Consider the following 14519-nt stretch of genomic DNA (forward strand, 5'->3'; position numbering starts at 1 on the left):
TGTCCAGCCAGGCCGCCGCGAAACGCGCGGCGCCGTCACGGCGCAGGCGTCCACCCGTCGCGGCGCACCGGCGCCGCACGGACCCGCAAGCGCTCGTCGAGGAGGTGGTCGACCATGCGCGACCGGCAGTCGATGGTCACCAGCAGGGCGGCCTCCAGGTCGGCGAGCTCCTCCTGGCGCCGCCGGACCTCGGCGAGCTCTCGTTCCGCGTCCCGGCGGATGCGGCGGCAGGACCGGAGGTCGTCGTCGACGGCGGCGAGGTTCCGGGGCAGCGGCTCGGCCCCGGCCGGACGGGACAGGACGGGCTGGGACATGACGACCTCCGGGTGGGGCTGGACGTGGGCGGCCACGGCGACGCCGGCCGCTCCACCGGATGTGCCCGCCCGCACGGCGGTCGGCGCGGCGCCCGCCGTGCTGACACGGATCTGCAAGACGACCGCAACAGAGCGGGCAGGCAGTCGGCCGAGACCGTTCCGTGACCATGTGGCGGAACGGTGTCGGCTGTATGTCGGTGCGGGCACAGGCCGCCTCCCCCCGCCGCCGGCGGGCACCTGATGCGTCGTCCACATCGACGACGGCCGCGACACGACCGGCCGCGACGCAGAGGGGGAGAAGCATGAGCACGAACGCCGCACGCACCACGTCCACCGGTAGGCAGCGGGCGGGTCGCACCGCGACCGCCCTGGCCGCCGCCGTGCTCGGCATGGGCGGCCTGGCCGCCTGCAGCGACGACTCGGCGGGCCCTGAGGCCGGCGGCGTCACCGCCGAGGACCTGCAGCAGGTGGAGGACGATCTGGCCGGCCTGGACGAGCGCGTCGGTGTCCTGGAGGACGGGCTGGGCACGGACGCCGACGCCGGCGCCGGCGACGCGCTGGGTGCCGACGACGACACCGCCGCGGTCTTCGAGGACAGCCAGTCCTACGTCGGCCAGGAAGTCACCGTCAGCGCGGAGATCTCGGAGATGGTGACGACGACCGACGTCGGCAGCGCCTTCCGGATCGCCGGCGAGTCGGGCGACCCGATCGCCGTCGTCTCGGCCTCCCCGCCGGCGGAGATCGACGCCAACGACGTCGTCCAGGTCACGGGCACCGTGGTCCAGGTGCAGCGGGACAGCTTCGAGCAGGACTTCGGCATCGCCGAGGACGAGCTGTTCGAGGACGCCGACGCGTGGTTCCAGGAGGAGGACGGCTCGGTGGCCATCTCCGCCGACAGCATCGAGGTGCTGCAGGAGCAGGGTCAGAACGACTGACCCACCAGCGGGCGATGCGTGGTGGAGCACCGGTTCTCCCGGTGCTCCACCGCCGCCGTGCGCAGCTCGCCCGGCCGGTCGCGCCGCAGTGGCCGAGGATGCGGACGTACACCTGGCCGCGGCGCGGCCCGGGGACGGACGGGGACCACCACGACCGGAGGAGCGACTGTGCGGACGGGACGACGGCGGTGAGCTGGTGGTCGAGGCGGGGAGCGGGCGCACCGGAGGACGGTGCCGGCGCCCCCGCGCCGAGGACCGTCCCGGCATCGCGCGACGGTCGCCCGGTGCCGGTGGTGCCTGCCGCACCGGCCTGGGCGGTGCGGACCCTCGTGGTCAGCACCGCCCTCCTGGCGCTGGCCGGGATCGGCTGGCTGCTGTTCTTCCTCCTGCTGCGGCTGCCGCTCGTGACGGTGACCATCGCCGTCGCCCTGCTGCTCACCGCGATCGTCCAGCCGCTCACCCGGTGGCTGTCCAAGGGGCTCCCCCGGGCGCTCGCGGCGCTGCTGTCGGTGCTCCTGCTGTTCGGCGCCCTGGTCGGCGTCGGCTTCCTCGTCGGATTCCGCGCCGCGGACCAGCTGCGCAACCTCACCCGCCCGCTGGCCGCAGGCATCGACCGCATCCGCGTGTGGCTGATCGAGGGGCCGCTGGGCCTGGACCCGCAGCAGGTGACCGAGGCCCGCAACGCCCTCGTGGACCGCATCTTCCGGCTCGCACCCGAACCGACGGCCGCCGCGAGCATGGCGCTCTACGTGCTGGCCGCCATCGTCCTGGTGGCCTTCCTGACGTTCTTCCTGCTCAAGGACGGGGCGTCGATGTGGGCCTGGGTCCTGCGGCTGGTCCCCGACCGGCGACGTGACCAGGTCGACGGCGCCGGCCGGACGGCGTGGACGACGCTGTCGCTGTACGTGCGCGGCGTCATCATCGTCGCGCTCATCGATGCGGTGGGCATCGGCGCGGCGATGCTGGTCCTCGGGGTGCCGCTGTGGCCCTCGCTCACCCTGCTGATCTTCCTCGGCGCCTTCGTCCCCCTGTTCGGCGCGACCGTGAGCGGGGCGGTGGCCGTCCTGGTCACCCTGGTGACCAACGGGCTGACCGACGCGATCATCGTGCTGGTCGCCGTCCTGGTGGTGCAGCAGGTCGAGGGGAACATCCTGCAGCCGATCATCGTCGGCCGGGCGCTGCGGCTGCACCCGGTGGTCATCCTCGTCGCGGTGACCGCCGGCTCGATGCTCTGGGGCCTGGCCGGCGCGCTGCTGGCCGTGCCGCTCGTGGCGGTCGCCTACCGGGTGCTGGACCACCTGCGCGAGAACCCGCCGGCGCGCCCCGACCCGGCACCCGCGGTCCCGGAGCCCGTCTCGCTGGAACCGGCGCCGGACGCGCGCGTCCGGTAGCCCGGGCTCAGTCGGAGGACTGCTGCACGACCTCGATCTCGCGGGCCGCGACCGCGACGTCCCCGGCGAGGGCGGCGAACAGCGCCTCGGGGTCTTCCGCCAGCACGCCGGCGGAGATGCCGAAGTCCGCCTCGAAGGACTCCCGCTCGACCCGTTCGACCGAGCCGGTCACCCGCAGGACGTCGCCGACCTCCAGCTCACCGGGCGGCGTCACCGTGATCACGCCGACGGTGGTCCCGTTCCCGTCGCCGAGCCGGAAGGCGGCGCCGACGTCCGAGACCGAGACCAGGCCGACGACCTCGGCGGTCACCGTGACGTCCTGACCGATGAGGGGCCCGGGGTCCTCGAACAGCCCGGCGGGGTCGTCGAACGGCTGCTGCGGACCGTCGTCCGGCGGTGACGCCCCGTCCCCCGTCCCGGAGGGGCCCTCCGTGGGCGTGGCGGGGGCGGCCGACGGGACCGGGCGCTCCTCCAGCTCCGCGACCCGGTCCCGCAGCGCATCGAGCTCGTCGGCGAGCCCCTGCACCTCCTGCGCCGTCGCACCGGTCGCGCCGTCCCCGCAGGCGGCCAGACCCCCGACGGCGAGAGCGGCGGCGACCGCGACCCCGCTCGCGCGGGCGCCGGTGGTGACCACGCCGCTGCCCGCACGCGTCCGCCGCTGGGCGCGCATGCTCCCTCCTCCGCTCGGCCGGGGTGTTCCGCACCCCAGCGTGGTCCCGCGGCGCACCGGGGGCAAGCCGGTGCGCGGGAGCGGTCTCGGCACCGGTCGGTGCGCCTGGCCGGATGGGCACCGGCCCGCCGCTAGCGTGCCGGGCGTGCCCCCGCCCGACCCCGCGGACGTGTCCGCCTGCGCGACCTGCGGCCGGCCCTGGGCCGACGTGGACGGCGGCCGGGGCTGGGTCCACCTCGAGGTCACCCGCTCGGACGAGGCCGACGGGCTCCACTTCGTGGACGCCGACTTCTGCTCCCAGGGGCACGCCGCCCAGTGGCTCGCCCGGCCCCTGCCCGACCCGGCACCGCCGGCGCCGTACGCGACGACGTGGCGCGACCACCTCGCCGTGGCATGGGTCGTCCTGCTCCTCCTGCTCGTGGCTGCGCTGACCGGACTGGGCGTCTGGACGGCCGGGCGGTTCCTCCTCGACGCCTTCTGACCGCATCCCGGCGGCGAAACCCCTCCCGGGGACGGCGGTCGGTCTGCCAGGGTCGGGTGCATGGCGCACCAGGGAGCGAGCCGGTTGGTGGACGAGCTGGCCACGACCCTGCTGGGTGCCCCGCTCCCCCTCTCGGTGCGCTGCTGGGACGGCTCGGAATCCGTCGTCGACGGCGCCCCCACCCTGGTCGTGCGGAACCGGCGGGCCCTGCGCCGCCTGGTGCACGCCCCCGGGGAGCTCGGGCTCGCCCGCGCCTACGTCAGCGGGGACCTCGACGTGGAGGGCGACCTGTACGCGGCGCTGAGCTTCCCCGACGACCTGCCGTCCCGCCCCGCCCTGCGGCTGGACCGGCGGACGCTGGTGCACCTGGCCGGGCCGCTGCTGCGGCTGGGGGTCCTCGGACCACCGCCGGCGCCGCCCCCGGAGGAGGCCCGCCTGCGCGGGCTGCACCACTCGCTGCGCCGCGACCGCAGCGCGATCAGCCACCACTACGACGTCGGGAACGACTTCTACCGGCTGCTGCTGGGCCCCTCGCTGGTCTACAGCTGCGCCTACTTCCCCGGGCCCGGTGCCACGCTGGAGGAGGCGCAGGAGGCCAAGCTCGACCTGGTCTGCCGCAAGCTGGGGCTGGAGCCGGGCATGCGGCTGCTCGACGTCGGCTGCGGCTGGGGGTCGCTCGCCCTCCACGCGGCCGCGCGCTACGACGTCTCGGTGGTGGGCGTGACCATCTCCGCGGCGCAGGCCGAGCTGGCCCGCCGGCGCATCGCCGACGCCGGGCTCGCCGACCGCGTCGAGATCCGGCTGCAGGACTACCGCGAGGTCGCCGACGGGCCCTTCGACGCGATCGCGTCGGTCGGGATGGCCGAGCACGTCGGCCACGCCCAGCTGCCGGCCTACGCGTCCCGGCTGCACGCGCTGCTGGCCCCCGGTGGCCGGCTGCTCAACCACGCGATCGCGCGAGGTCCGGCGGCCGGGCCCGACCGCCCCGACCCGGGGTCGTTCCTCAGCCGGTACGTCTTCCCCGACGGCGAGCTGCAGCCCCTGGCCACCCACGTGGGGGTGCTGGAGGAAGCCGGGCTCGAGGTCGTCGACGTCGAGTCGCTGCGCCGCCACTACGCGCTCACCTGCCGGGCGTGGGTGCGCAACCTCGAGGAGCACTGGGAGGAGGCGGTGCGGGCGTCGTCCCCGGGGCGGGCACGGGTGTGGCGGCTCTACCTCGCGGGCTCGGCCCTGGCCTTCGAGCGGCACCGGGTGGGCGTGAACCAGGTCCTCGCGGTGCGGCCGGGCGGCGAGGACCGCCTGCCGCTGCGCCGCCCGGAGTGGAGCCGCTCGGGTTAGTCCGGCAGCGCGACGGGGCCGAGCTCGGCGAACACGTCACCGGGGCCGGGGTTCTCGGGGTGGGTGCCGCCGCCGAAGTGCCGCATGATGCCCCACACCGCGTTGAGGGAGGTCTGCACGGCGCCCTCCACCCAGGCCGGGGTCCACGAGACGTCGTCGCCCGCCAGGAAGATCCCCCGCTGCTCGGGCGGGAAGTCGTCCTGCACGAAGTGCGAGTACATCCGGTGGTTGTAGCGGTAGTGCCCGGGCAGAGCACCCTTGAAGGCGCCGAGGAAGTGCGCGTCGGCCTCCCAGGAGACGGTGATCGGGTCGCCGATGATGTGCTGCGCGATGTCGAGGTCGGGGTAGATCTTCCCCAGTGCGCCGAGCGCGAGGCGCACCCGCTGGTCGACCGGGTACGGGAGCATCTTCAGCGCGTCGCTCATCCACGAGTACGTCAGGCAGATGACGCCGGGCTTGTCCTCCCCGTGGTCGAACAGGTAGGTGCCGCGGGTGAGCCGGTCGGTGAGGGTCATGCTCATGACGTCGCGGCCGGTCTCCGGGTCCTTGTCCTTCCAGAAGGGCCGGTCGACCATCACGAAGGTCTTGGACGACTGCATGTACCGGGTGCGGTCCAGCGCCGTCCACATCTTCTGCGCGAAGAGGTCCTCGTCGCAGTCGATCGTCGTCGTCAGCAGCCAGCTCTGGCAGGTGACCAGCACCGCGGGGTAGCGGGCGGTGTGGCCCCAGGCGTCCGTGACGGCGAAGCTCCCGTCGGCGTCACGGGCGATGGCGGCGACCCCGGCCCGCGGCCCGCCGGAGTGCAGCTTGGCCAGCGTCGTCCCGGCCGGCCAGTGCGCCGGCGCATCCGGGGCGTGGTTCCACAGCCCCCACGGCACCTGCTCGACGCCGCCCACGACGAAGCGCTGGTCCTCGTCGCAGTTGGTCATCACGACGCGGAAGATCTCGAGCATCGAGTTCGGGAAGTCGGAGTCCCACCCGCCGGTGCCGAACCCCACCTGCCCGAAGACCTCGCGGTGGTGGAACGACAGCCGCGAGAACGCGTCGGAGCTCGCGATGAAGTCGTAGAAGGTGCGGTCGTCCCACAGCGGCACCAGCTCGTCCCACAGCGACTTGAGCGCCTTCACGTCGCGCGCCCGGATCGCGTCCTGGATCTCGGCGAAGCGCACGGTCCCCAGGGCGTCCGCCCACGCCGCCGCCACCTCCCGGAACAGCGGCGGCAGCGCCTCGGAGGTCTCCGCGTAGTGGGTCTCCCCCTCGATGTCGATCACCGTGCTCCCCGACGCCGGCGTGAGCGGGTTCGGGAAGGGCCTCGTCTCCAGGCCGAGCAGGCCGACGTAGCGGTAGAAGGCGGTCGACGACACGGGGAACCGCATGCCGCCCAGCTCGGCGACGATCTCCTCCGGCGCCCCCTCGAACCGGGCCGACCGCAGCCGGCCGCCCATCTGCGAGGCCTCGTAGAGGACCGGCTTGAGCCCCAGCTTCATCAGCTCGTAGGCCGCGACCAGGCCGGATATCCCGGCGCCGACGATGGCCACCTCCTCGCCGTGCCGCTCCGGCGGGATCGCGCCCAGGCCCGCGGGGTGGGTGATCCAGTCGTCGAACGCGAACGGGAAGTCCGGGCCGAAGATCGTGACCGGCGGCCGGTCCTCCTCGTGAGCCGTCTCCCGATCGGGACCGATCGTCATCGCCTCTTCCCTCCTGGCTGCCGCCGGCCGGCCGCACCGCGGTGTCGCACCCTACGGCGAACCGGTCCTCCGCCTCGCAGGCTCACGCGAGCAGCGCCGCCATCCGCTCACGGAGCGCGGTCGCGGCCGAGTACGGGCGGACCATCACGGTCAGCTCGGTGAGCACACCGTCGCGGCTGCGCAGGATGTCCACGCCCTGGAGGGCGCGGTCGCCGACCCGGGTGTCGAAGGCGAGGACGTGCCCGCCGTCGCCCGCGTAGGACGCGGTGTAGCGGAAGTCCTCGAACAGCGACATCACGCCGGTGAGGATCGCGCGCAGCGGCCCGGTGCCGCGGTAGGGCTCGTGCACGATCGGCGACAGGAAGACGCAGTCGTCGGCGAAGAGCCGCACCGCGGCGTCGACGTCGCGGCTCTCGACGGCCGCCCGGAAGGCGGCGTACGGGTCGGTCGGCACGGTCGTCCCTCTCTCCACGGGTGTCCTGCGGCGGTGCGGCTGCCGCCCCACCGCGAAGCACCCTCCCACCCGAGCCCCGTCGGGACCACACTGCGGGGGTGGCCACCTGGGAGGACGTCCGGCGGCTCGTCGCCGGGCTGCCGGACACCGACGAGCACCCCTCGTACGGCGGGCACCCCTCGTGGCGGGTGCGCGGCAAGGCGTTCGCGTGGGCGCGGCCGCTGCGGGAGTCCGAACGCGCGGCACTGTGCGGCGCGGCGCCGGACGAGGCCGGGCCGCTGCTGGGGGTGCGCGTGGCCGACGAGGGTGTGAAGGCCTCGCTCATCGCTGCGGCGCCCGACGTCTTCCTCACCACCCCGCACTTCGACGGGTACGCCGTCGTCCTGGTGCGGCTCGGGCGGATCCCGGTCGAGGAGCTCGCCGAACTGGTGGAGGACGCGTGGCGCGCACGTGCGCCCCGGCGCCTGCTCGCCGAGTTCGACGGCGGTGGCCGTTCCTCCTGAACGCAGGGACCGCGTGCTCGATCGGTGTCAGGCGGCACCGAGCAATGCGCCGCGAACGACGAGCGCCACCCCGACCGTGACCACGAGGAGCGCCGTCACCAGCGGAGCCGCGCCCGCCAGCCTTCGGAGCACCGAGGACGGCCCGATCGACGCCAGCCGCCGGGCCAGCCGGTTGCGCAGCCGCACGAGTGCCAGGCCGACGGCCGTCAGCGTGGCGGCCATGCCGAACCCGTAGGCCACCACGAGCAGGACGCCGAACACCGTCCTCCCCAGGCCCACCGAGGCGAGCAGCACCAGCAGCGCCGACGGGCTGGGGACCAGGCCCCCCGCGATGCCCATACCGACCAGCCCGCCGCGGCCCGGCCCGTGCGTGTGCGTGCCCGGCCCGTGCGTGTGCGCACCGGCCCACCAGCCGCCGGGTGCACCGTGGCCGTGACCGTGGTCGTGACCGTGACCGTGGTGGTCGTCGTGGCCGTGGCCGTGGCCGTGGTGGTCGTGATCGTGGTCGTGGTCGTGATCGTGATCGTGATCGTGATCGTGATCGTGATCGTGATCGTGATCGTGATCGTGGTGGTCGTGATCGTGATCGTGATCGTGATCGTGATCGTGATCGTGGTGGTGGTCATGACCGTGGCCGTGACGGTGCGGGACCACCTCGGTCACCGGACCGACGCTGCTCACGGAGGCGAGTGCAGGCACGCCGGCCGCCAGCGCCGGCTCGGGCAGGCGACGGACCACGTCGACCTCGAGCGCGGCCCGGCGGTCGCGCAACGCTCCGCGCAGCATGAAGGCGCCGATGCCGGCGACGAGGATGCCGCTGATCACCCCCAGCCAGCGGAGCACCTGGTCGCCGGCGAACGCGCTCGAGAGGGAGACCGCCAGTCCGAGCGCGAGCACGCCGACCGTGTGGGTTGCCGTGACGGTCACCCCGACGAGGACGGCGTCCCGGGGGCGGCCCCGGCGGCCGGCGAGGTAGGCGGCCATGACGGTCTTCCCGTGGCCGGGGAGCAGCGCGTGCCCGCACCCGAGCAGGGCCGCCAGCCCGAGGGCGAGGGCACCGACCAGCGGCGAGAGCGCGTCGTCGCCGATCAGCTGCGAGAGCCGGCGGTCGAGCGCAGCCAGTGCGGAGCCGAACGGATCACCGGACGACCCCATGGCGGCGGGCGCCCCTGCCCCGCGGTTCTGGCCCGGTTCGACCGCCACCTCGAGGCTGCGCACGTCCAGCGGTGTCTCGAGCAGTTCCTCCGGGTAGTCGCGCAAGGCGTCGGTCGGGCTCTCGGCAGGCACCGACGGGTCGAGCAGCCGGACGCCGTCGCCGTCCGCGGTGATCTCCCTCCATCCCAGAACCCCGTCGAGGTGGTCGTCCCGGAAGGAGACCTGACGGGGTGCGGTCAGGTCGGCCGCCGCCCGGAGGTCGCACTCCAGCCGCAACGTGGGGAGCCCGGCCGTGCCCGGTAGGACCTCCAGGGACGTGCGCTCGACGGTCCAGGGCACCGTCCGGCCGTCCACCGTCAGCACGGCGTCGTCGCCGAGGGCGGCGCACTGTGCGTCCGCGGCCGCCGCGAGGACGCCGGCGCCCGGAGTGCCGTCGGGCGCCAGGTCCAGCAGGGCCTGGGCGGCCGGGATCTCGGCCCGGTCCACCACCGCGGCGAGTTCCACGCCGTCCGGGGTGAACAGCAACGCGTTCGCGTGGTTGACGGTGAAGTTGCCGAGCGGGTGCGCCGCCGCGATGCCGACCGGGGCCAGCGCGAGGGCAGTCGTCGCGAGGACGAGGACGACCAGACGCCTCACGGGCGCCCGCCGAGCGCAGTCAGCAATTGCTCGGCCCGTGGGGCGTGCAGCGGCGAGAAGTACGGGTTGCGGTCCAGGGCTGCGGTCAGCGTGGCGCGGGCCTCGTCGACCCGGCCGAGCGCGGCCTCGATCGCCCCACGGTGGTACAGGAAACGGGCATCCTCACCACCCAGCGCGGTGGCCGCGCGGGCGTGCTCCAGCGCCTCGACGTCCCGCCCCGCCCGGTGCAACGCCCAGCCGAGCGCGTCATGGGCGTCGATGCTCTGCCGGCGCGCGAACTCCGCCTCCGCCGCCGCGACTGCGGCCGCCGGATCACCGTGGTCGGCCTCGAAGAGCGCGACCTCGAGGTCGTCGGCGACGCCGTTGACCTCGAAGAGCTTCCACACGGTCGCCAGCACGGCGAACTGCTCGGCGGCTTCGTCCTCCTCGCCGACGGCGAGCAGGAACTCGCCGAACTCCACCAGGTGCGCCGGCAACGGCTGCGCCTGCACCACCTGCCGGTACTTCCGGGTGGCCTCCTCCACCTCGCCCCGGGCCGCGGCGACGCGTGCCTGCCCCAGGAGCAGCGGCGGGTTCCCCGGCGCGGCCTCGGCGCCGGCCGCGTAGTGGCGCGACGCCTCGTCCACGTCGCCGTCGGCCCACGCGAGCCCACCCAGGTACGTCCTGCAGAACGCCTCGTCGGCGGGAGTGGCCGCCAGCTCGAGCGCCTGCTCCAGCGCCGCGACCGCGGTGCCGGTGTCCCCGCGGAGCTCCGCGTCGTAGGACGCGCGCGTGAACGAGGCGACGCCCGGCCGCAGCTCGAGCATGCGGGACAGCGCGGCGCCGGCGCCGTCGTAGTCGCCCAGCTGGGTGCGGGCATCGGTAAGGACGCCCCACGCGGTGGCGCTGTACGGATTCACGGCCAGGGCTCGGTCGGCGAGGTCGGCCGCCGCGGCGAAGTCGTGACGCGCGTTGGCGAGCGCACCGAGGCCGGTCAGCGCGCCGTCGTTGCCCTCCGGACGCAGCTCGAGCGAGCGGTCGAGCGCATCCTCGGCCCTGGCGTAGTAGGAGGGATCGGCCGTGACTCGCGCCTGCTCGACGTACACGGCGCCGAGCTCCGCCCAGGTGCGCCAGTCGCCGGGGACGTCGTCCAAGCGTTGCTCAGCGTTCGACACGGCCACTGCGAGCGGATCGGGCGCCGCCGTGGACACGGCGCCGATCGATGGGTCGGGCTCGGGCGAGGCCGCCCGACCGGCGACCGCGGCGGAGACGATCAACAGCAGCACGCCGGCCGCGAGCAGGTTGCGAGCGGTGCGACGGGTCGTCATCGACGTCACCGGCCCGGCGCGGTCGACGAACGAGGCGCGTGGCCGATGCGGTGCGCTGTCATGGGGCGTGAACTCTCCTCGGTCGTGGGGGGGGGGGGGGGGGGGGGGGGGGGGCGCGCCCCCCCCGCGCCGCCGCGCGAGGAGCTGACGCGGGCCGGGGGGGGGCCCCGACGGTCCCGCCGGCCGGGGGGCCCGGCGCCGGGGGGGCCCGCCGGCCACCCCGCGGCGACGGATCGGTCAGCTCTTCGCGCCCACCGCGGCGCGAGCCGTCACCGACCGGCTGCGGAGCAGCGAGACTCCGCCGGCGCCCATCAGCAACGCCGCCAACGTTCCGGTGGCCACCGGCAGCGCGTCCCATCCGGCCCCGGTCCCCCCGGACGACGCCACGGCTGCGCCGTGGTCCTTGTCGTCGTCCCGGCCGGGCCAGGTGGTGTACTGCTTGTTGCTGTCCGGCACGTTGGACGCATCGGTCTCCGGCGGCGCGAGGTAGGGGAAGTTCCGCCCGAACTCGGCGTCGTTGCGCGGCACCTTGTCGCCCTGCTTCAACGCCCGGAACGCCTGCAGCCGGTCAGCCGGCACGTCCCTGACGTCGTAGATGCCCTCGAGCGCGAGCAGTTCGATGTCCACCACGTCGTCGGCGAGCCGGCGGCCGTTCGGGAAACCCTGGATGTCCCCACCGATCACGCCGAGCGGGCTGGCCTTCTTGAGCGGCTTGCCGTCCGGGCTGGTCGGGCCGGTGATCGACATGTTGAGCCGCAGCATCTCCGACGGCTGGAACTCGGCCGCGTCGGCGTTGAGCGCCTGCGAGTTGAGGTCGATGTCGATCGGGTTCTGCGTCGCCGGGTCCCCGTCCACGTCGAGCACCTCGGTGCTGACGATGCCGGTGAGGAAGACCTCGAAGATGTCCCACCGCGGCGTCGGCGGCGCCGGGATCCCGTAGATCTGCTCGATCAGCCGAGGCACCTCGGGGTCGAGCACCCGCGCGACGACGGCACCGTCGGCCGCCTCGGCGTCCGCGGACGGCGGGATGGAGTTGAAGGCGTCCTTCAACCCAGCGGGGACGATGACCTCGTTGACCAGCGGCTGGCCGAGCCTGGACACCTGGGTGAAGCCCTCCGACCCCTCCGCTGCGGTGCCGTCGGCGTCGCGCAGCGTGGGCCGCGTAGCGGTGCTCCAGACACCGATCACCGGGTTGGCCGCTGCGTCGTTGTTGATGGCCACCGCGGACTTGGGCACCTCGAGCGCGATGCTGTTGACGTTGTGCCCGGCCAGCGTGTCGTTGCCCCGTTCCGAGAGGTCAGCGCCGTAGATCAGGTCGAAGACCCGGATGTCCAGGAAGAAGGGGTCCTCGGTCTGGGTGACCAGCGTCATGCCGCCGCCACCGACGTCGGCGATCGCCGGCTGCCGGAGGTTGTCGACGTAGTCCCGTGCCGACCCCATGCTCGCCGGGCCGACGTAGGAGGGAGCGGCCTGGCCCTCGGAGATCGGCTCGCCGTAGGTGGCGCCGCCGTCGGTGCTCACGTCGAGGGTGAAGAACTGCCGGTAGAGCAGGTTCTCGTCGTCGAGCGAGGTGACCGGGCCGTTGTTGTAGAGGAACGTGTCGAGACCCCGGAGGTCCTCCGTGGTGAACCGCCACCGGTAGATCAGGTCGGCGACCGCGTCACCGTTGTTGTCGATGTTGATCAGGTACTCGGCGTCCTCGGCCCACGGGTGGAAGTTGGGGCCCTGCAGGGGCTCCTGGAACGGCCGGAAATTCGCGATGAGGGTGACGTTGTCCTCGTTCTCCGGACTGGAGAACGCGTACACGTCGGTGTTGTCCACCGCCGGGTCGTTGAGGATCAGCGGTGCTTCGCGGTGGCTGGACGCCCCCGCGACGTTGGGCAGCAGGCCGATCACCGCGGAGGTGGCGAACACGCCACCGGCCGCGAAGCACGCGGTGGCGACTCTGGGTCCGGATCGACCTCGTACTGAACCTGGCATGTGGAGCTCCCTCCCCGCCGCACGGCGGGTCCTCGGACAGGACGCGGCAGCAAACGGGTGAGGAAAGGTCACCGGCCGGAGCTGGCACGGTCCTGCTGCGCCGTGGTTCGTCAGATTCCGGCTTGCCCGCTGCGAGCAGGGCGAACGTAGAAGGAGATCGGGTCCTACGGCATCCGGTGGTGGCCCATCAAATGTTCTCCGGCGGCACGTCGGCTACGCACCGTCAGTGAGCCCGATCACAGCAGTCACTCTGATGTCGGCGCGGCCGGGACGACGCCGCCATGGAGGGGTGACCGGCGGCTCTCAGACCCTGCCCCGCGAGTCACCGACGCGGCATCGGGGGATCGTTCAGGACGAGTCGGCGAGGAAGGCACCGCGCGAGCGTCCGTGCCGTGCGCGAGGGTGAGCGCATGTCAGAGACCTCCATGGCTCCAGGGCACCCGACCGGGCTGCACCACGTCCGGCTGACGGTGACGGACATCGCCCGCTCGAAGGCCTTCTACACCAGCCTGCTCGGCGTCGAGCCGGCGATCGACTTCAGCGACCAGTCCGACGACCCGTCGGCACGTCAGGACCCACAGCGGTTCTTCGGCGGCTGCACCTTCGCGCTCGGCGACCAGCTCCTGGGCCTGCGACCGACTGCATTGCCCGGCGACCGTTTCGACCCGACGCGGGTCGGACTGGACCACGTGAGCCTGTCGGTCGGTTCACCGGCTGCCCTCCGGCAGGCCGCCGATCGGCTGGGCGCGGCCGGGGTCGAGCACGGCGAGGTCGTCGAGCTGCGTCACCTCGGTATCGCGATCCTGTCCGTCCAGGATCCCGACGACATCAACCTCGAACTCGTGGCGTCGCTGCCCAGGCCCACCGACAGCCGGGCGTGAGGCCACCGCCGGCGAACTCAGGCGGGTCGGGTGCCGGCCAGGGTGGCGTAGGCGACGACGTTGTCCTCGTAGCTGCGGGCGACGGGGTCGAACTCGCCGCCGCAGGTGATCAGCCGCAGCTGGGGGTCGGGGGTGTTGCCGTACACCTGCAGGGTGGGGAACCCGGTCTTGGTGTAGCGCTCCACCCGGTCGACGGTGAAGACGGCGACGGTGCCGTCCCGGCGCTCGACCTCCACCTCCGCACCCGGTGTCAGCGCGCCGAGTTCGAAGAAGACGCCGGGGCCGTGCTCGGCGGAGTCGACGTGCCCCAGCAGCACGGCCGGGCCGACCGCGCCGGGCGCCGGGGACTGGCGGTACCAGCCGGCCGTGCCCACCTGGTCCAGGGGCGGGACCTCCACCGTCCCGTCGGGCTGCAGCCCCAGCTGCATCACCTCGCTGCTGACCTCCAGCGCGGGGATCCGCAGCGCGACGGGCTCGGCCACCTCGACCGGCGCGGTGGTCGGCTCCGCCGGGGCGGCGGGCGCGGCGGGGGGTGTTGTGTTGGTCGACGACGTGGAGGGCTCCCCGGCCGCCGCGCGCAGGGGTGGCTGCGGGGCGCTCTGCTGCCCGGTGAGCGCGACGCCCAGCGCCACCACCGCCACCACCGCCAGAGCGACCGCGAGCACCACCCAGGAGCGGGCAGCCGAACGGGCTCGATCGGTCACGGACTCTCTCCCTGCGGGGCAGCGGATGGGGGCGGCCGGGGTCACGGGCCGTCACGCGGACGCCGGTCGCGCCGGGCAGGGA

At 73.9% G+C, this 14519-nt stretch carries 14 protein-coding genes; 6 read left to right on the plus strand and 8 right to left on the minus strand.

The features are described from left to right. Nucleotides 1-35: 35 nt before the first annotated feature. Entirely contained in the window at nt 36-314 is a 279-nt protein-coding gene (locus QOZ88_RS21725) for a hypothetical protein (RefSeq protein ID WP_306001775.1), read from the minus strand. 302 nt (nt 315-616) lie between these two features. On the opposite strand from QOZ88_RS21725, the gene QOZ88_RS21730 reads away from it, so the two are divergent. Next, nucleotides 617-1249 (plus strand): hypothetical protein, encoded by a 633-nt coding sequence (locus QOZ88_RS21730; RefSeq protein WP_306001776.1) that lies wholly within the window; start codon nt 617-619, stop codon nt 1247-1249. A gap of 284 nt (nt 1250-1533) precedes the next feature. Beyond that, nucleotides 1534-2640: an AI-2E family transporter gene (locus QOZ88_RS21735; RefSeq protein WP_306001777.1), complete on the plus strand. Its 1107-nt coding sequence runs from the start codon at nt 1534-1536 to the stop codon at nt 2638-2640. 7 nt (nt 2641-2647) lie between these two features. Here the strand turns inward: QOZ88_RS21735 and QOZ88_RS21740 are convergent, their stop codons facing one another. After that, entirely contained in the window at nt 2648-3310 is a 663-nt protein-coding gene (locus QOZ88_RS21740) for a hypothetical protein (protein ID WP_306001778.1), read from the minus strand. A gap of 145 nt (nt 3311-3455) precedes the next feature. Here QOZ88_RS21740 and QOZ88_RS21745 point away from each other — a divergent pair, with 145 nt between their 5' ends. Beyond that, nucleotides 3456-3791 (plus strand): hypothetical protein, encoded by a 336-nt coding sequence (locus QOZ88_RS21745; protein ID WP_306001779.1) that lies wholly within the window; start codon nt 3456-3458, stop codon nt 3789-3791. 60 nt (nt 3792-3851) lie between these two features. Beyond that, entirely contained in the window at nt 3852-5129 is a 1278-nt protein-coding gene (locus QOZ88_RS21750) for a class I SAM-dependent methyltransferase (RefSeq protein WP_306001780.1), read from the plus strand. On the opposite strand, the gene QOZ88_RS21755 is transcribed toward QOZ88_RS21750, so the two are convergent. After that, nucleotides 5126-6817: a flavin monoamine oxidase family protein gene (locus QOZ88_RS21755; protein WP_306001781.1), complete on the minus strand. Its 1692-nt coding sequence runs from the start codon at nt 6815-6817 to the stop codon at nt 5126-5128. The two genes, QOZ88_RS21750 and QOZ88_RS21755, sit on opposite strands and share 4 nt — an antisense overlap. Nucleotides 6818-6899: 82 nt before the next feature. Then, a complete protein-coding gene (locus QOZ88_RS21760; RefSeq protein ID WP_306001782.1) occupies nt 6900-7271 on the minus strand; it encodes a nuclear transport factor 2 family protein in 372 nt (123 codons plus the stop codon). A 98-nt stretch (nt 7272-7369) separates the two neighbouring features. On the opposite strand from QOZ88_RS21760, the gene QOZ88_RS21765 reads away from it, so the two are divergent. After that, the gene (locus QOZ88_RS21765; protein WP_306001783.1) at nt 7370-7774 is read left to right on the plus strand and encodes an MmcQ/YjbR family DNA-binding protein; all 405 of its coding nucleotides are present in this window, start codon (nt 7370-7372) and stop codon (nt 7772-7774) included. A 27-nt stretch (nt 7775-7801) separates the two neighbouring features. On the opposite strand, the gene QOZ88_RS21770 is transcribed toward QOZ88_RS21765, so the two are convergent. From QOZ88_RS21770 to QOZ88_RS21780, 3 genes are all read right to left on the minus strand, one after another. Further along, nucleotides 7802-9565 (minus strand): hypothetical protein, encoded by a 1764-nt coding sequence (locus QOZ88_RS21770; RefSeq protein ID WP_306001784.1) that lies wholly within the window; start codon nt 9563-9565, stop codon nt 7802-7804. Beyond that, nucleotides 9562-10872 (minus strand): tetratricopeptide repeat protein, encoded by a 1311-nt coding sequence (locus QOZ88_RS21775; protein WP_306001785.1) that lies wholly within the window; start codon nt 10870-10872, stop codon nt 9562-9564. Before QOZ88_RS21775 ends, QOZ88_RS21770 begins: the two co-directional genes overlap by 4 nt. A 237-nt stretch (nt 10873-11109) precedes the next feature. Further along, on the minus strand, nt 11110-12786 hold the full coding sequence (locus QOZ88_RS21780; protein ID WP_306001786.1) for a DUF4331 domain-containing protein: 1677 nt from the start codon (nt 12784-12786) through the stop codon (nt 11110-11112). A gap of 476 nt (nt 12787-13262) precedes the next feature. On the opposite strand from QOZ88_RS21780, the gene QOZ88_RS21785 reads away from it, so the two are divergent. Further along, nucleotides 13263-13733 (plus strand): VOC family protein, encoded by a 471-nt coding sequence (locus QOZ88_RS21785; RefSeq protein WP_306001787.1) that lies wholly within the window; start codon nt 13263-13265, stop codon nt 13731-13733. A 17-nt stretch (nt 13734-13750) separates the two neighbouring features. On the opposite strand, the gene QOZ88_RS21790 is transcribed toward QOZ88_RS21785, so the two are convergent. Then, nucleotides 13751-14437, minus strand: a complete 687-nt coding sequence (locus QOZ88_RS21790) for a class F sortase (RefSeq protein ID WP_306001788.1) — start codon at nt 14435-14437, stop codon at nt 13751-13753. Between the last annotated feature and the right edge of the window lie 82 nt (nt 14438-14519).

This window comes from Blastococcus carthaginiensis (assembly GCF_030731085.1).
Taxonomy (GTDB): Bacteria; Actinomycetota; Actinomycetes; order Mycobacteriales; family Geodermatophilaceae; genus Blastococcus; species Blastococcus carthaginiensis.